Below are 17905 nucleotides of genomic sequence, written 5' to 3'. Positions count from 1 at the left end.
AAAATTTATGAACAATCGCTCGTTATTTTCCAAACCATAATATTTCTTCAGTTGTTTTTCGTTTTTTAGAAGATTATAAAGCACGTTCTAACGAACGTTATGAAATAGCGAATGCCGTTCAATGAGTGGCGACTCTATCCGGATCCAATATAGAAATACATCCTCCGATTTCCGCAATCCAAAAGATTTTTCGGTAACCTTCTTCGACTCCGGCAAAAAAAAACCGAAAGGGGCGTCCCTTTCGGTCATTTCGACAGCGAGGTTCTCGAAATAGCGAGGAGTTTTAAGGGGGGCAGACAATCAAAGAGGCGGGATCCGTTACCGCTTGGCCTACGAATCTCATTCCTCCCAAAAGATACGGATCTGCTACTTGAGGAGTATCTAGAGTAAAGAACTGTACCTTATCGCTTTTCGCGCTGATCGCGCAAGCTGCTGTGTTCGCGGGGTTACGCAATTTCGGGAAGGTAATGTTCGGCGGCATAGGAATTTCCTTCATGATACTGTTCACCATAGGAATCACGAGTGTGGTCACCAAAGGAGAGATCATTTGCTTGATTCCGTCCGGATCCAAACCGAACGGATTGTAGGTGGCCCCTTCCAATACTTCCACGGAATAATCCAGGTTATTATTCGGATCCAAGATCACCTGCAGAGCGTTCAGGTTGGCTAAGTTCGGATTGCTGGTTGGATTGGAGAACATTTTGAAACGGAAATCCGCGTCTGCGGCGAAACTGATTCGAACCGTTCCCAGAGTCTGCTGCAATCCCGCAGGTCTCGAATCCGCTTGGCATTCGGTTAATTCCGCATCCACGAGTCCCGCACAACTGGTCGGTTTCTTAGCGATGATCTGTAATTGCATTTCCGTGAAATACAATCTCATCTTAGGAACTCCTGCCGAAGTCATTGGCTTGAATTTCACGTTAGGCGCATGGATCGGAGACATGACCATATCTATATCATCGTAGGATTTCACGGCGGGAACGAGCTGATTACTCACGTTCAAGCCTTGCAGCTTATTTCTTCCCGGCACTAAAATCGTCACAAGAGGAGAAGCCTTCAGGAAGGAAGTGGTCAGTGCGAATAGAGGATCCGCTCCTGCAAACGCGTTCATACCGTCGATGAAGGTTTTATTCAACACGATATCCAGTCCCCTTCTCTGCCATAGATGGAAAGCGGCTTGGGAAATCGTATCCGTATGCATGGAAATCAAGAACCCCGGATTGGCTGCCGACTGACTGAATTGATAGGTGGAAGGCGGAGGACTTCCTGCGGTCCAGTTCCTTGTGGTAACCATTCCGCTCTTTCCGGATTGGGTCCTAAGACCGCCAGCCGGTGTATATCCGCTCGTAAATGCGAAGTCGAGAGAAGTCACAAGGCCCTTATTCGTTCCGTCGTGTTTGATCGTAGCGTCGGTATTCAGTTTGAATTTCACCGTAAGTGGGAAATTTCCGAGAGGAGCGGGTAGATAATCCGGCAAAGTGATGGTCACACCTGTGTCTCTCAAGTCGGCGATGACGGAGTTCAAAACGTTCGGAGCGATTCTTTGCACGATATCTCTCAACATATACTGGGTGATGATCTGTTTTACTTGATCCACCGTGAGGTTCGCCATATTACTCAATTCCGCGGAACCGACTAATGCCTCGATTACGGTGTTGAATCCTTCGCTTCCGTGAATATAGGTCATAGGCGCCGTATACATGAAGTCGGAATTGTCTTCGCCGGGATAGAGTCCCGCTAAGGATAATTTCAACGGATTTGCCCATGGACGAATGAAGAAGTTATTCGTATCGGATAGTATCTCCGCAACGCTCGGGTTATTCGGGAAATAAGAATCGTTTACGGTGAACGGAGTTCTGACGGTCATATTGATCAAACCGTCGGAAGTTACGCTCATATTGTTCCGGGCACGAGCCAGGGCCAATCGAGGTTTGGTAAGTTGAACGTTATTCCAGTCGTATCCAGTTCCGTTCAACGCGCCTTCCACAACGGGATCCCAGTTCAGTTTCGCGGTAGTCTTGAATACGAGTAAGGCTCCCGGTCCGTTAAACGCTCCGTACCAATCCTCGAAACGAGAAACTACTAGAAGATCCACTTCCGTATATCTGGATTTCAGATCCAATCCTAATCCGGGTGCTACGTTTCCGGAGCCTGGGTTCACTTTTAGATCGGCGACCACGTTCCCCAATTGAGTTCCCACACCCGCAGCGCAACCATAGGTAGCGTTATTGGATCCGCATTTAACGGATTTTGGAAGTCTCATGTCCGTAACATATACGTCCAAGGTGATCGCGGCACTACCGTCTGCAATTCCTCCCGTTGCCACGTTCAAGGTTGCGCTATATTTGGAGAAAGGCCCAGGTGCTATCTTTTCGATATGATAAGAATCGAAGAAACAAGCAGGAAAAGCACAATCGAGTAAGTCGTCTCCTGCCGAGGTAATATCCCCGTCCGGCCTGCCGAATGTGGAGAAAACCGTAGAAGTATATCCGTTATTCTTATAAGATTTGGCGTCCGTAGGATAATGGCAAAGACTCCAGGCAGCCTCTCCCCAATGGAATAGATTCTTACAAGCCTGAGGATAGTTCGCGTTATTTTGGTTTTGCCCGCAATTGTTCGCGTTATAAATATTCCACCAGTCGTCTCTACTTTGTCCGCTCGCCCTTCTCTTAGGATGATAGGGCGGTCCATTATCCGTAACACAGGTAGGGTGCCTTACCCAGCAATATCCTCTACCCGCACCGCCTCCCTTCGACCCGAAGACGGGAATATATTCGAAATTCTTAAATGCGGCGGCGTTCGCGTCTCCGGACATTTTTCCGTCCATTCTCATGCAAGCTTCGCCGATGGTCCAATCGTTGTTCTCGAAGAATTTCTTCTTAGGATAATCCGGCATTCCCAATAGGAATTCTTGGAAAGTACGAGGAGTACCTGCAGTATCCAACACCTTGAAGGCGCCTGTGGTGTATTTCTCGATGGCCTTTCCTAAGAAAGGAAGCATTTGCGCCTCGTCCATCACGCCGTTCGCGACGTACGGAAGAACCTGAGACGCGTTTTCCAACTTTCCGTAGTTGAAACTGAAATACTTATTCGCTGTCTTACCGCTAGCGGTCAGAATCTCGTAATAGTAAGTGTTTCCTCCCACAGTAGGAGGAACTGCGGAAGTGTTTAGATTCAGCGAGATTGTGGAAGACATGGAACAAGGAGGAGCGTTGCAAACGGTAACGGAAGCTGTCGATCCTACCTTCTTCAACTTGACGGACTGGATATAATTCTCTCCGGAAATCGGACTATTGAATGTGGATGCGAGTTGTAAAGCCGCGGACTGATCGAAAGTCATATCGTTGGTGCCGTTCAAAGTATAAACGGAACCTTGTGTGATCTTATTCGTCATATTATAATCGCCGCCGGTCCTGAAATCCACCGTATAGGTTTGCAAGGACTCGGAGGTGATCGTGGAAGCGTCGGAAGTGATGAGAAGAGTATAGGTTTCCGCAGCCTTCAATTCCCGATAAGGATTGAAACGTAGTTTTTTGCTGCTCATCCAATAAAATTCACCGCCTTTGTCCGGACCGGGAAGAGCAGATCCAGATTTGGTTTTTAGCGAGAAATTCACCTCGGTCGTTGCGGAATTCATGGGATGAGAAAAGCGGATTTCCAATTCTTTGTATCGATCCACGTTTTCCAAAGAGTTAATGAACAGCACCGCTTGGGGTGCAGAGTTTCCGAAATCCACGGGAAGCACCGCTGTATCGTTGTCCACGCTATTATAAGGAGGTTGCAGATTGGGATCCACACCGAAGATTCTTCCCCCGGATAAGAAACCCAGATCGAAGATATCGGACATGTCCCAGCCCTTATCCTTCTTGGCGTTACAATCCAGAACGGATACCGCCAAGAATAGGAAAGCCAGAAATCTCAGACTCCCTCGCAATATGATCTTAGAAATCATCGAGATCCCCTCTATTTCAATTCCCTGAAACGCGCTTTTTCTATTGATTCGGTTCATAACAAACCCTCGCCTTCTCTCTTCCTCAACACTTCTCTTCATTATTCTCACCGAGTGAATACCGTAACGAATCTGTCCCAATACGTTTCGGAACTTTCGTCTTTATTGAATCTATCGTAGAAAACGAATCCGTCTGGGAATTGCTTTCTGCCTGTCTCGGTTAGATCCGCAAAAATCCCCATCAAAATACCCGCGGTATAGATTAGGGAAGAATTGTCTTTTCTATCTGTTTGAATCATATCGGATACGAGCAACTTCTTAGTATCGTTGAAGATCGCTCGGATGGAATAAGGAGATCTCATGTCTGCTTCCAGATAGGAGAAGAATTCTCCGTTCTTCACGATGCCCATAAGAACCCCTACGGTGCTTCTACCGTAAGGAGCCGAGACCTTAGCCAGGTCCGCAGCGTCCACACTTAATAAATTCGTAATTAAGTAATCCCGATTGCCTCCGGAGTCCCTTACCAGGCCACCGATAAGATCCACGACTGCCGCCAATTGAGCCTGTGTGGGAACGTTATCTATGATCATATCGAGAGAGAAATCGATCATAGGAATCAGGCTGTATATGGATTCGGGATCGAAATAATCCCTCATACGAACCGCCCAGACTCCCAGACGATCCCAATCCGGATCGTAAATATTGGATGGTCTAGCGTCCGGAAAAGCGGCCAGCATATCTCTGACTTCTCCCAGATATCCTTCCAGATTGAATTGATTCGCGGCGGGACTCTCGTTCGCCAACTTCACTTCTCCCAAAAGATCCGCCAAGGATTGGAAGGTAAGAAGAGCTCCGCTCGCTCTTTCCGGTTTTCCCATCTCCGCGAGCATGGTAACGAAAGTGGAAAGTAGATCCGTGCGGGACATCAGGTTCAAAAGTCCGTCCTGGTATCTTCTCTCGTTTTCAGAGAGAATGGAAAGCGGAGACCGAACCGGCTTTGCGGAAAGAGGATCTTGGTAACGGAAACCGTAATCTTCCGGATCGGATTTAGTACTACGAATCATGGTCAGGTTGTCCATTTGGGCCGGATCACTCGGACTAGTCCCTTTGATGCCGACCATACGCATAACGGTGATCGTTCTGTTTCCGGAATTCTCTTCTCCGTCTTGGATCTTGGCGAGAAGTGGCCTACTCAAGGCCGCACTTAAACCGGTAAGAATCTGGAAAGGATTCTTATTATTCACAGGATCCGCTTGATCGTCCAGGGTCTGAGCCAGCGTAACGATCAAAGGAAGAAGTTTGTTTCTCTTTTCCCAAACCTCGTCCACGGATTTTCCGTACGAAGTATTCGCTCCCGAAGGAAGAACCTTATCCGAAGTGAGAAACGATAAGCGCTCCATGACTCCGAAATTGGATGCGATAGCCGGAGGAATCACTCCGTAACTGGAAACGCTGGAACCCGGATAGAAGATCGCATAAACGGAACCGTCGCCCAAACTATTGAAAGTCAAGGGACCGTTACCGCTCGTTCCGTAATCCCATGCCTCCAAAAGGAACATGCTATCTCCGGGAATATCGGAATAATTCTGCTGTTCGATTCTGACACCGGGTTGTCTAAAATTCGGTTGGGTCGCAGAGGCGCAACCCGGCTTCAAAAGAGCGTTCTTGATTCTCCAGATTCCGTTGATTCTATCGCCGCAATTGGTTCCGTCTTGTAGAATGGGAGCAGCGCTCATCAATCCGGTCAGACCGTTTGCGATCAGAGTGACGTAAGCCGCCATCTTATAAGGAACGCCGCTTCCCAAAGAAGCTCTTAAAGGAATGACCGCCACCATTCTCTTTTCATGGAGAAGCCATTGGAAATTCTTATAGATGACTTCCTCGTCCGTATTTAAGGCTCTTTCTCCCGCATCGTCCTTAACGATTTCCCAAACGGGAATGCTCCATCCTTTCGTCCCGGACTCGTTCGTGCCCGTGGGAACTTGGGTGAAGGAATTGTTCGCATAATTTGCAGTGGTTTCCATTCCACCCGGCCCCACCCATCTGCAAAGGCTAGAACTAGTGCAAGCTCCGCTAACCGTATTGGAAACCTTAATCCTGTATTCGGAAGTGTTCCAACTTGGCTTATAGATGAGATCGTTTCCGTCGGAATCCTTATAAAGTTTTCCGTCGATCGTGTAGATCGCTCCGGAGCTATCCCTGCGATTCTTATTATAATAGGGTCCCCCTCCGGAAAGAGTCACGTTGCGAACTAGCTTCATGATAAAAGGAATGGTCTTGGTATAAACAGGGTCGTTCACACTCGGAACGATACTAGGATCCGGCGATTCTAAAAGAGCAAGAGTGGGAGTATTTACGTCGATCTGCAACGAGGTAGGAGTATTCGGGTCCCCATTCTTAAATACCGCCGCTCCCGAAGAACTCTGGGTCATGAACGCTTTCACACCGAAATCGGTGGTCATCTTGGATCCTAAAGAATAAATACTGTCCCCTACGGTTAAAATTCCGCCGCTCATGGGGCCTCCGTTCGCATCGGATTCCAAAGATTGGATGCTGTTATTCGTAGGCGCTTCCCAACGGAAACCGTAGTTATCGGATAGAGTAAGAATGAACATCAAGGATTCGAGCGCCGTGATAGGATTGCTATCCACGTCGGTTACCCGGTCCCTTCCCATGGCGTCCATACGGATCAATTCTCGGAGAGAAGCGTCCACTCCTGTCACACCGGTGGAAAAATCCAAATTGGCGAAATTCTGAGCCAGCTTTAAAGAAAGGATAACGTTCGGATCCGCGGTAAAGTTCCCGCCTCTGCCCAACATGGGGCGAAGGTAACGGAAGCTTTCGCTCAGGATAGCGGCGAATTCGCTAGGATAGGTAGCGTCGCGATACACTGCGAAATTATTGTCCGAATAATATTCTCCTCCCGCGGTGTAGAATTTTTCCAGATTTACCACAAGATTCTTTAGAACGGTTTCCGAGGATTTGGCGTCGCTATAGCCCGCTCTTTGGCGGAAAGAATGTCCCAGAGAGGAAATGATCTGGATGAGTTTCTGTTTCATGACTCTATCCGAAATCAAAGAAGGATCCACCATCCCTTGCAAGAGACCGTTCAAAGCGGCTTTGGCGTTCGCATTCTGATTCGCAATTTTATCCAATACGTCTTCCAATTCCACGAAAAGGATCCGGATCTCCGGATCCTTTAGGATACTCGAGAGCTCCTCGAACTTGGTCTGCATGGTATCCTTCGAATATTTGGAATACATGTAACTAAGAGCGCTCTGGGAAAGAGGGGAAAGATTTCTTAATACGGGTTTATTATAAATTCTTAAACTTTCCAGCCAAGGTTGCAGCGTGTCGAAAGCGGAATTGGGAGCGTTATCGATCCGATCCAGAAGGGTATGTAATCTTCGGAGAGAATCTCTCACATGCGCTTCCGGCTTGAGTAAAAGATCTCCGGAAGCCCTAAGGAAGCCTACGATGTCCTCTCTGTAGGGAATCGTCATGGAACTTTCGAGTCTTTCGTTGAAAGGAATGGGATCGAGGCTTTGGAATCCGGCCTTAATGGAAGGATAACTATCGAATATATTGAATAACCGAATTCCGCTGTATTCTATATTATCGTAGAATCCGTCGGCAGTCGGTTTTTCATCTTTCGCTTGGCAGGCAATTCCCAAGCAAACGACAAAAAGGATCATAAATCGCATCGTTTTCATTTTTAGGCTTTTCCCACTCGAAAACTTCCGAGTGTAGCCAGCATAGCGGTCGCTACATAAAGTATTCTTATATCAGCCTTATATTTGGCAGAGTTTCTGAAAAAAATAAGTAGGGGGTTAGAAAAAGTGTCCACTCACCGAAACCGATTTTTTTTAATAACACTTGTTATTCAATTATCTCAACTCCGGCCTCGGAGTCTCAATCTATCTTTTCGGACTGTAATCTCTGCCAGATTGCGGATCGACAGAAGGCCACCGAGAATAAACCCGGGTGTAAAATAGGAAAGTAAAAGATTTCTCCATTACAGAACAATTGTTATACAAAAAGGCAGCCCCTTCTGCTCTAGGAAAACTCGTTTGCTTTTCCGGATTGTAGTCACTCCTACCCTTCCATTTCCGCAGAGGTAAGTGTTGACAGATGGAAGATAGCCCTGGATTCTCCCTGCCATGCCGGAAATAGGAGAATGGAGCCAAAATTCTCAAGGCGCTACCCCTTTCTATATTCTCCTCTGGGGAATCACCCAATTCGGCGCCTGCCTTGGAATTCTCATGTCCCTAGGCCAGCTTGCTCTGGAAAACAAGACCTCATTGAATCGGCTACTGGCCCTTCTTTTCTTCCTTATGGGGACATTGCAGGCCTCTATTCTTCTTTTGGCCTCCGGATTATTCTTGGATTTTCCAAGGCTTTCCCTATTGGTATTTCCTCTCATAGGTTCCACGGGGCCGATTCTTTTCGGGGTATATAAGGCCAGTATAGATCGGGATTCCGAGAATTCTTCCCTATTCGGCCTGGAGAACACACATCTTTTTCTATTGGGAACCATTTGGATTCTCTACGGGGCGGTAGCCGTCCTTCTCCCCGAAGATTGGATGAAACAAGAGATCTCCACATTCCTATCCCAAAGGGGAATCCATGCGGGAGAAATACTATTGGGGCTCCCCTTGGCGGTCTTAGTATTCTATATGGCCTGGATCCTCCAAAGAAGCCGGGACCTTTTCTATTGGGAAGTCTTAAGGTCGGAATGGACGGCAAGAATCCTGCTTTTCATCGTATTCTCCACATTTGGAAATCTGGCCTTAGGAGCGGCCTATGTTATTCTGAAATCCAAGATTCTTCTACTCGCATGTTCTGCCACCATGGGATTCAGTCTTTCTCTCGCCTATCTGATCGGCCACAAAAGGCCGGCATTCTTCCAGACATTGCAGGAAGTAGTTGAGGCGACCCGGCAAAAATACGCCCGCTCTCTTCTCTCCGGAGTGAACCGAAACGCGCTGCAAGAGAATCTGAAACAATTGATGGAGAGAGATAGATTGTATAGGGACGAAAAACTCAGTCTCGCGGATTTGGCCGACGAACTCGCATTATCCACCCACCAGGTGTCGGAACTCATCAACCAGGAATTAGGTAAGAATTTTTCCGCATTCGTGAACGATTATAGGATCCAGGAAGCCTGCGAATTATTGAAGAAGGAACCGGATCGGTCCACTCTGGACATCGCCTTTTCCGTGGGTTTCGGAACCAAGTCCTCCTTCCATCGCGCCTTCCAGAAACATACCGGAAAGACGCCGTCCGAATTCAGAGGCGCTGCGAATTAGAAATCTTCCTACAAAACCGAGGCCGTATTTGGTTCGAATTTATAGAATGGGACGAATTCCCCGGTATCATTCGATCAATTCGGACGACTCTTTTCAAAATCGGCCGTAAGATAAGGACAACCGAAAACGAAAACGGAGGAAACCGATGATCGCAGTCGCAGAAAAGACTCCCATGGTTCCAACCAAACTCTATAACAAACTCTCCGATCGGGAGAAAAGCAAACGGATCATGAAATGGATCCGGTTCCGGGACAAGAAGCTCCGGAAAAAATTCGGATTCTTACGCCACCAGGATGCGATCGGTCTGGGAATCACCTTAGGTTCCGCGGCAGGAATGATCCTATTCGGAAGTTTGTACATCGCAGGCCTGATACCGGCATGGGTCTGCATCGTTGCGAACGGAGTCCTCGCCTCCATTCTTCATGAAGTGGAGCATGACTTAATTCATAATTTATACTATAAGGATAATCTGAAGTTGCAGAATTTCATGTTCTGGACGGTTTGGATCTTCCGTGGCAACACCGTGAGTCCTTGGTACAGAAGAATGATCCATACTCTTCACCATAAGGTATCGGGTCATAAAGAGGATATCGAGGAGCGTCTGATCGGAAACGGAATGAATTTCGGATTCAAGAGACTCTTGACGATGATGGACGGAAATATGTCCTTCCTATTCCAGGCTCACAAGCTTAGAAAAGAGGCCCCCAAATTCGATAGAGGCGAGATCGTTCGCTCCAGTTGGCCGTATCTTGTGATCTACTACCATCTATGGTACAATTTCCTTTTCCTGAACGCGTTTTATATCGGAAACGAACTCTTGGGAAAACCCGTGGAGATTCCCGCGTGGTTGGATACCATTCGAAATTTCTTAAATATAGCGGCGGTCGTATATACGATTCCGAACTGGATCCGCCAGACAAGCATCCAAATCGTCTCCTCCAATATGCATTATTACGGGGATGTGAAAGGTATCCACGACCAAACCCAGGTATTGAACCGCTGGTTCCTTTTCCCCCTGCACCTATTCTGCTTCAATTTCGGAAGCACCCACGGAATCCACCATTTCGTAGTAAACCAACCCTTCTATCTCAGGCAAGCCGTGGCGCCCTTCGTACATCCCGCAATGAAGCGTTACGGGATACGATTCAACGATTTCGGTAGCATCTTCCGCGCCAATCGCATAGGAAATGCTTTGGCGACGGCAGCTTAATCTCCAATTCGGTCCGAAGATTCATACTTCGGACCGAATTCTTTCCTGATTTCCTATATTACAAATCCTAGAAAACCTGCTTTCCGAGCCGTGAATTCCTTTTCTTAAGATGGAAAAGTAAAAGATTGGTCCTGTCCGATGCAGGAAAATCGCCTTCGCACCTATCTGGAGTTCCAATTCTCCCAGATTCTAATCAGCGGTAACGTTCTATTCGCCCAGCTTCTGGCCTATTCTCCTTCTCTCATCACTTGGGGCAGAACCCTATTCGCTTTCATCATTCTAGGCGCTGCGCTATTTTTCCGGAAGCGTCCCTTCTTCTTTCCCACTCCCAAAGAGAATCTCATCTCATTTTCCATGGGGGTTCTTCTGGCGGTCCACTGGGTAAGTTTTTTCGCTTCCGCCCAAGTATCCACGGTTGCGATAGCCGTTCTTACGCTATTCACTCATCCGGTTTGGACAGTTCTGTTAGAGCCCGTTTTCTTTCCTTCTAGGATCCGCATTTTGGATCTGGGTATGGCGGGTTTCGTATTCTTCGGAATGTGGTTACTCGTTCCGGATTTCGATTTAGAGAATAAATATCTACTCGGAGTAGTACTCGGACTCGTATCCTCTTTCACGATGGCATTTCGGAACCTTTTCACCAAGAAGTATCTATCGGGAAGAGGTTCCACTCAGGTGATGTTCCACCAAACTCTCGTTACCTGCATCGTCTTAAGCCCCGTTCTACTCTTCGAGAATTTATTCCGAAGCCAAAGGGACTGGGGACTCGTCGTTCTTTTAGGAGTATTCTTCACAGCGGTGGGACATACTTTCTATATACGAGCCGTCTTCAAGATGAAAGTAAAGACCGCAGGCCTACTTTCTACGGTTCAGCCGGTTTACTCGGCTCTACTCGCCTGGTTGATATTAGGCGAAGTTCCCAGAAAGGAAGAATTCATCGGAGGAGCCTGCATACTATTCGCTGCTTTCGTGGAATCCTTAAGATATAGAAAGAAAACGGAATAATGACATGAAGAGGAATTTCCTAAGCATTGCGGACGGTTCGGCGCCCTTCTTTCTAGAATCCGATCGTTCTTCTCATAATTGGTCCAAGGCGCCTCTTTCTCATTTGGAAAAATCATCCCTCCCCTCCAAGAAGAAACATAAAAGAGTAAGGGAATCCTTTTCCTCCTATACGAAACGAATTTCTAAAATCGGATTCAATGCAGTGAGTCTGGACGAATTCTGCTATTTGGCGAATTATCCCTTTTATCCCGAAATTCTGAATAAGAAAATCCGATCTTATCGCAAGAAATATAAGAAGCTTTTTAAAATCGCAAGGCAAAGAGGTTTGCAAGTTTTTCTCACCTCCGACTTTTTCTCAGGCTCCGAAGAGGTGTTCCGGGAGATTGGAAACGACGAAGAAAAGGCATGGGAGCTCTTTCAATTCGCATTGGAGGATATATTCCGAGAATTTCCCGAGATATCCGGCTTGATTCTTAGAATAGGAGAATCGGACGGAGTCGACGTAACCGGCGATTTTAAGAGCAAACTTTTTCTTAAAAAACCGGAACAGGCAAATAGACTTTTAGGTAAAATTCTTCCCATATTCGAGAAGCATAATAAAACCCTGATCTTCCGCACCTGGACATTGGGCGCTTACGAAATAGGAGATCTGATCTGGAATCAAGATACCTATCGTAAAGTTTTCCGGGGGATCGAAAGTAATTCCCTGGTCGTTTCCATGAAATACGGAGAGGGGGATTTTTTCCGTTATCTCTCCTTGAATCCGTTGTTCTTCGAAGACGATCGTCCTAAACTTTTGGAATTACAGGCAAGAAGGGAATACGAAGGTTTCGGAGAATACCCCAGCTTCGTAGGTTGGCTTTACCAATCCTATAGGGACGTATTACTTCCCAAGGCGAATTTAGCGGGCATCAGCGTGTGGACCCAAACCGGCGGATGGTCCTCGTTTAAAAATATTACGTTTTTAAAAAGATCCTCCTACTGGAACGAATTGAACGCATTCGTTTCTTTGAAACTTTTCCAAAATCCAAAAAAGACTCTGGAAGATTGCGTAAAGGATTTTTACGGCAAGAAGAATCTTGCGGCCTTCCTTCTCTTTCTCAAGTATTCGGATCGAGTGATAGAGAATATTCTATACGATCCCGGGTTTTCTATACGGACTCTTTATATCCACCGAGTAAGGATTCCCACCCTACTCCACGCTACCTGGGATAAGATAACCGTCTCCGATCCTTTCCGAAGGCTTTATTCCTTTTGGAACGCGTCTCCTTCCGAATCCGTTCGTCTCGCAGAGGAATCTTTCCCCCTTTTAAAGAAAATGAAACGGATTTCTAAGAAATTGAAATTACCTTACGACGCTCGGTTTCAAGAGGATACGTTCCAACTCTTATTGAATGCGAGAAAGCTCTTGTATAAGCATAATCCAATTCTATTTTCGGAAACGAAGAGACTTACGAAGCGTTACCATAAGAAGTATCCGAATACTTTCCGTTTCCAATTCGCTCCCCCCAAGGGGAAACCTTCGTTTGCGGTAGGTCTCATTCTTAAAATGTTCGTAAGAAAGAAAAAAGAATATAGGATCCTGGATAGAATTCTTTTCTCTTCCCTATTCAGAAAGATCTATTACCTATTTTTCCTGGGAATCCGTAAGCGCTTGCCGGATTTCGTAAACCGGCAAGGAATGCAGATCCGCGAATTATTGGGCTGAAATCGGATTGACGGAATCCGAAAATCGAATCCAATTTTCCTTATGAACGCATTCCGATCCGTCCTAACTCTCACGATCTGCATCCTATTTATATCATTCTTGGCAAATTGCTCCAGCTCCGAGACCAAGGACTCCGATGCCTCGGCGGGCGGGTCCTCTTCCAATTCGGATAGCGTCGCATCTTCTTCCCGCTCCGCGAATTTAGGAGACGAAACCGAAGACGGTCGTTGCGATTCCGGAGATTGCGAGAACGGAATCGGAACCTATACCTACTCCACCGGAGATAAATACGTGGGGAGCTTTAAAAACGGGCAGAGAGAAGGCAAAGGCAAATTCGAATACAAGAACGGGGACAAATTCGAAGGAAGTTATGCGCAGGACCTGAAGGAGGGGCCCGGAAATTATATCTATTCCAACGGAACACTCCTCCAAGGAAATTTCTCCGGAGGAATTTTGAAAGGAAACGGCTCAGTCTCTTTTCCGGACGGTAGCGTCTTAGAAGCGGATTTCAAGGACGCAGCCAATTCCAATCCGGGCAAATACACCCGCAAGGACGGCACCGAAGCCGATTGTTCCTTGCAGAACAAAGCATTATATTGTTCTAATTAAATAATTTCAACAATCGCTAGATCGGATCCACCCTGACTTCCAAGGAGATTCTCCGCTCTAAAAGTCCGATATCACTCGTCGGAACGGGACTTTTCACCGGGAGTTTCCCATTCCTTAGCCTGAGCGGGATCCACTCTTACTAGTGTATGTACGATCCCGAAGGGTTCGCTCGCCCAAGAAGGCATGGTTCGTATCTCCACGATACGGTACCAAACCTGACCCGGATTTACCTGAAAAAGATGATTCACACAGAGACATTTGAACTTGAATCCGAAACCGAATTCTGGCGGATTCACGGAATGAGGAGCCGCGAAGAAATGTAATTTTTCCTTTGTTTCATTCTTATAAACCAGCGCAAATTTTCGGGTCTCTCCCGGACTCAATACCAGCTTAGAATCTTCTATCTTGGAAGAAACGGGAGCCGAGGAAAGATCCGGCACCACGCTAGTATCCCATAATTGCACAGGTCTTTGGGCCGCCAGTTCGTAGATCTCCATCTTTCCGGGAAGTCCCTTGTAAATCCATTCGATCCGAACTGGAACTCCTCCCTTTTTTCCCGCCAGATTCAAGGAGAAGTTCTCGGCTTTTCCCTCCTCCTTCCCGCAGGAAACGAAAAGAAGGAGAATACAGGGAATCGTAAAACGAAACGCTTTATACAAGGATATTATTCCTGCACCAATTCCAATACGGAGAATTGGAAGATCTTACTCGGATTCTCGTTCTGGACGTAGAGTTTGTTTCCGGATTTACGTAAACGTATATGCTCCGCAAAAATCTGCTCTCCGTTTTCCGGATCATCGCTTCGATTGCAGTCCCTGCCGCAGCCGTTGCAATCCCCTCCGTAATATTCCTCCTGATATTCCCTCGCGCTCATCTTGCGCACTAATCCGAAGATCCTGAGTTTCAAGCTGTCCGGCTTGGCTTCTTTTACTTCATAATTTCCTAATGCAAAAAAGCTTTTATTTACCTTTCCTCCGGATCCGTCGTCCTCGGAAGTGTTTCCTTCTAGGAACATACTTCCGTCCGATCTAAGACGTAGGGTCCAATTGGAAACCAGTAGCTGTTGGGAATCCTCCGCAGTAGTTTCGGAAGCGGATTCCTCTCCTTGGGGCTTTTCGGTCGCGGCAGCTGCGGCCGTAGGAATATTTCCGTAATATTCTCCTCCTACAAAACTCCAGTTCAGGACCCCGTTCGCTCCGGCAGCGGAGAATTGGAAGGCGTTGTGCTTGGCGATCTTTTGCACCTGTTCCAAAGGATTCGGGAGAATCCAATCCTCTCCGTCCGAGAATCTCACCTCGCTTAGTACCAATCCCTTATAATCCTTGCCCTCGTAGATGGAATCGACAGTAAGTCTTAATTTCTTTCCTTCAAAAGGTTTGGATAATGCGATCGTTTGGGGTCCCATGATATCCTGGACCTGGATCGTTTCCTTGTAACCGTTGTCTCCGGTTAGTGTTGCGACCTTCAATCTTCCGTTGGTTTGGCAATGGCGATCCGATCTTTGGTACCCGTTCCAGATTTTGATCGAGCTGATCTTCTGCGTTTCCTTGAAATCGAAATCCAAAAATACTCCCGCGCCTTTCTTATCCGACGCCCAGGCATATTCGTATCTGGAATCGAAAAGATTCATCACATCGTAGGAAAGATTCGGCTTAGCGGTTTCAGAAGCCTTCACGGAAGCATCCACGACTTTCGGTCCTTTCCATTTCATCTTGGAGCCCTTCTCGTCGTAAAAATTCACCTTGGCTACGCAAAGGTCCGTATTCTTATGAAAATTGAACGTAACGGACCTAGCGGTTCTGGGAGGATCGAATTTAACGGAAGCCACGCTACCCGATCCCAAATCCTGGCTATATTCATCGAAATTAATATAGGCCGTGATGGGATCCGAGAAATTCCCGTTACAGGATTCCACCTCGATCTGCGAAAGCGAGAAAGCTTCGTCCGGATAAAAATGAAGTTTTACGAAATTGGCACCCGGCTCCGGTCTCCATTTCTTTCCCTCTAAAATATCGAAAGGCAAACCGCTATCCATGGAAGTGGCGGTAATCATGGAAACGGGCAGTTTTTTCCCGCAATTCAGGATTTGAAGAGCGCAAAAAACAAAAGCGAGAATTCTCAAGGACATGTTCTTTCCCCCAAAGGAATCATAAAGAGCAGGGATATTACCGTTTCGAATAGTGGAAAACTTAAAAAAAACGGCCTTCCAATTTTTTATTTCCTAAAAAACGCGAAATCGGCCCCCTTCTAGGGCGTCCAAAATATAGTTGGCGTGAAATGGAAACCGCTGTACGTTACATTATATTCTTTCCTACGGTAAGGAGGTCGCGTGTCCATTCCTAGCAGATATTCCATCGCGATTCATATCCTTTCCCTATTGGAAAAGGAGGAAGGTTTTTCCTCATCCTCCCAGATTCTCGCGGATAGCATAGGCACCAATCCGGTCGTCGTCAGAAGCATCATGGGGAAACTTAAGAAAGCGGGGCTACTGGAATCCAAGCAAGGAATCGCAGGAGCAAGACTCTCTTCTCCTCCCGAGCAAATCCGCCTTCTACAAATCTACAAGGCTGTAGAAACCCCCGCCCCTCTATTCTCCCTGCACGAAAAACCGAATCCTAAATGTCCTGTGGGAAGAAAGATCCAAGGCGCGTTGGCTGGGATTTTCCTAGAGGCCCAAGCGGCCATGGAAGACAAACTGGCAGAATTCACTCTGGCGGACGTTCTTTCCCATTTGGATGTGGATAAGAAAAAAAGAGCTTAAATTCTTCAACCTAACTTCGTTCATCCGGTACCCGACTTGCCATCGTTAAGATTATGAGCTTGGATTTTTACTCATAACGGAGTCGCATTCGAATTTTTAAACGAATTGGAATCGCCCGGATAGAAAGTGAAGCGGCTTCTGTAGAGTATTAGGATTACGAGATGAAACCGGATTCCTAGAGTTCAGTCGGTTTCCGATCCATTTCCATCTTCTTTCAAAACAAAATCCTTGCATAACAAACATGGTCCTCGGAAGATTCCTCCATCGTCTCCGGGAATCATACTCGGAAGACCACGGTGATTGGAGAATTGGAATGAAAAAAATACTACAAAGAACCCTAGTCTCGTTGGGCGTTTTCATACTAGCGTATACGGGAATCTATTACGCGACCTTTCCCAAATACGAATTCCATCCGAACGCGGATCAAACTCAGGATTTCGATTCTTTCTATAAGTCAAAGTTAGAAGAAACAAAATCCAAGCATCCTCGCCCCGGAACGGAGGAGAGACTCATCCGTTTTTCTCCCGGAAAAACGAAATACGCCATCCTTTATATCCACGGGTTCGGCGCCTCCAGAGCGGAAGGAGAAGATACCGTGGACCCGATCTCCGCAAAGTTGAAAGCAAACACTTACTACTTAAGACTCCCCGGTCACGGAACGAATAACGAGGACCATAGGGACACACCTTTCACGGAATACCTTAGGGTGGCGGAAGAAACCTTCCTCATGATGGATAAATTAGGAGATCAAACTATTCTAATGGGAACCAGCATGGGCGGCCTCATCTCTACTTACCTTGCGGCAAAATATCCGGACAAGGTGGGTGCGCTCATTCTCTATTCTCCTTTTTACGATTTTGCGGTTCCCATGGGAAAACTCGCCTACTATCCGGGAGGGCTCCAATTGGGAGAATTGCTTACCGGCAAAATCCGGAAATCTCCGGAAAGAAAACCGGACGACGGACTCGGCGACCATTACTACGAATATTGGTACAAGGATCAATATCTATCCGCGATTCGTCACGTAAGCGATGCGACTAAGTTCATCCTATCCCAAAAGCCTTTCGAAAAAATTACGGCTCCCGTTCTTTTAGTCTATTATTATAAGGACAAGGAGCATCAAGACAAGACAGCGAGCGTGCCGGCCATGCTGGATGCTTTTCTTAAATTCGGAGGGGAACATCCCAATCCTTCGAACACTAAAGTAGCCATAGAATCCGGTAGCCATGTGCTTACTTCCAAGCATGTGGATTCGGATAAGAAAAAAGTCGAATCCTCCGTCTTGGATTTTCTACAAAAAGCGGGAATCAAATAAACGAAATCGGCTCGGGAAGATTTTCCCGAGCACTACTTT

Annotated in this window: 11 protein-coding genes; 7 read left to right on the top strand and 4 right to left on the bottom strand. The window is 46.8% G+C overall.

The window, feature by feature from the left end; all coding sequences use genetic code 11:
- Positions 1-283: 283 nt before the first annotated feature.
- Together LEP1GSC061_RS06770 and LEP1GSC061_RS06765 are read right to left on the bottom strand one after the other, a co-directional pair.
- Positions 284-3952 (bottom strand): Ig-like domain-containing domain, encoded by a 3669-nt coding sequence (locus LEP1GSC061_RS06770; RefSeq protein WP_232218378.1) that lies wholly within the window; start codon positions 3950-3952, stop codon positions 284-286.
- A gap of 104 nt (positions 3953-4056) precedes the next feature.
- Positions 4057-7644, bottom strand: a complete 3588-nt coding sequence (locus LEP1GSC061_RS06765) for a hypothetical protein (RefSeq protein ID WP_232218377.1) — start codon at positions 7642-7644, stop codon at positions 4057-4059.
- A 465-nt stretch (positions 7645-8109) separates the two neighbouring features.
- Here LEP1GSC061_RS06765 and LEP1GSC061_RS06760 point away from each other — a divergent pair, with 465 nt between their 5' ends.
- The 5 genes from LEP1GSC061_RS06760 to LEP1GSC061_RS06740 all read left to right on the top strand — a co-directional run bounded on the left by LEP1GSC061_RS06760 (position 8110) and on the right by LEP1GSC061_RS06740 (position 13790).
- Positions 8110-9258: a helix-turn-helix domain-containing protein gene (locus tag LEP1GSC061_RS06760; protein ID WP_016545086.1), complete on the top strand. Its 1149-nt coding sequence runs from the start codon at positions 8110-8112 to the stop codon at positions 9256-9258.
- A 145-nt stretch (positions 9259-9403) separates the two neighbouring features.
- Positions 9404-10468, top strand: a complete 1065-nt coding sequence (locus tag LEP1GSC061_RS06755; protein WP_016545060.1) for a fatty acid desaturase — start codon at positions 9404-9406, stop codon at positions 10466-10468.
- Between the two features lie 138 nt (positions 10469-10606).
- Complete coding sequence (locus LEP1GSC061_RS06750; protein WP_016544648.1) at positions 10607-11473, top strand: DMT family transporter; 867 nt, start codon at positions 10607-10609, stop codon at positions 11471-11473.
- 4 nt (positions 11474-11477) lie between these two features.
- On the top strand, positions 11478-13181 hold the full coding sequence (locus tag LEP1GSC061_RS21645; RefSeq protein ID WP_016544268.1) for a glycoside hydrolase family 67: 1704 nt from the start codon (positions 11478-11480) through the stop codon (positions 13179-13181).
- A gap of 42 nt (positions 13182-13223) precedes the next feature.
- Positions 13224-13790: an MORN repeat-containing protein gene (locus LEP1GSC061_RS06740; RefSeq protein ID WP_016544636.1), complete on the top strand. Its 567-nt coding sequence runs from the start codon at positions 13224-13226 to the stop codon at positions 13788-13790.
- A gap of 71 nt (positions 13791-13861) precedes the next feature.
- On the opposite strand, the gene lsa20 is transcribed toward LEP1GSC061_RS06740, so the two are convergent.
- Together lsa20 and LEP1GSC061_RS06730 are read right to left on the bottom strand one after the other, a co-directional pair.
- The gene (gene lsa20, locus LEP1GSC061_RS06735; RefSeq protein ID WP_016545091.1) at positions 13862-14449 is read right to left on the bottom strand and encodes an LIC11469 family lipoprotein adhesin Lsa20; all 588 of its coding nucleotides are present in this window, start codon (positions 14447-14449) and stop codon (positions 13862-13864) included.
- Between the two features lie 5 nt (positions 14450-14454).
- A complete protein-coding gene (locus LEP1GSC061_RS06730; protein WP_016544901.1) occupies positions 14455-15918 on the bottom strand; it encodes a discoidin domain-containing protein in 1464 nt (487 codons plus the stop codon).
- Positions 15919-16119: 201 nt separating this feature from the next.
- Between LEP1GSC061_RS06730 and LEP1GSC061_RS06725 the strand changes: the two genes are divergently transcribed.
- The gene (locus LEP1GSC061_RS06725; protein ID WP_016545002.1) at positions 16120-16551 is read left to right on the top strand and encodes an Rrf2 family transcriptional regulator; all 432 of its coding nucleotides are present in this window, start codon (positions 16120-16122) and stop codon (positions 16549-16551) included.
- 313 nt (positions 16552-16864) lie between these two features.
- On the top strand, positions 16865-17866 hold the full coding sequence (locus tag LEP1GSC061_RS06720; RefSeq protein ID WP_016544897.1) for an alpha/beta hydrolase: 1002 nt from the start codon (positions 16865-16867) through the stop codon (positions 17864-17866).
- The last annotated feature ends 39 nt before the right edge of the window (positions 17867-17905 follow it).

Source organism: Leptospira wolffii serovar Khorat str. Khorat-H2, assembly GCF_000306115.2.
GTDB classification, from domain to species: Bacteria; Spirochaetota; Leptospiria; order Leptospirales; family Leptospiraceae; genus Leptospira_B; species Leptospira_B wolffii.
The sequence above is the reverse complement of the archived record's forward strand: the minus strand, read 5'-3'. Positions and strand labels throughout refer to the sequence as shown.

Coding starts and splice junctions, on each gene's coding strand:
- LEP1GSC061_RS06755 (WP_016545060.1), top strand. CDS start 9,404: ATGATCGCAGTCGCAGAAAAGACTCCCATGGTTCCAACCAAACTCTAT.
- LEP1GSC061_RS06740 (WP_016544636.1), top strand. CDS start 13,224: ATGAACGCATTCCGATCCGTCCTAACTCTCACGATCTGCATCCTATTT.
- LEP1GSC061_RS06730 (WP_016544901.1), bottom strand. CDS start 15,918: ATGTCCTTGAGAATTCTCGCTTTTGTTTTTTGCGCTCTTCAAATCCTG.
- LEP1GSC061_RS06750 (WP_016544648.1), top strand. CDS start 10,607: ATGCAGGAAAATCGCCTTCGCACCTATCTGGAGTTCCAATTCTCCCAG.
- LEP1GSC061_RS21645 (WP_016544268.1), top strand. CDS start 11,478: ATGAAGAGGAATTTCCTAAGCATTGCGGACGGTTCGGCGCCCTTCTTT.
- LEP1GSC061_RS06765 (WP_232218377.1), bottom strand. CDS start 7,644: ATGATCCTTTTTGTCGTTTGCTTGGGAATTGCCTGCCAAGCGAAAGAT.
- LEP1GSC061_RS06770 (WP_232218378.1), bottom strand. CDS start 3,952: ATGATTTCTAAGATCATATTGCGAGGGAGTCTGAGATTTCTGGCTTTC.
- LEP1GSC061_RS06760 (WP_016545086.1), top strand. CDS start 8,110: ATGCCGGAAATAGGAGAATGGAGCCAAAATTCTCAAGGCGCTACCCCT.
- LEP1GSC061_RS06720 (WP_016544897.1), top strand. CDS start 16,865: ATGAAAAAAATACTACAAAGAACCCTAGTCTCGTTGGGCGTTTTCATA.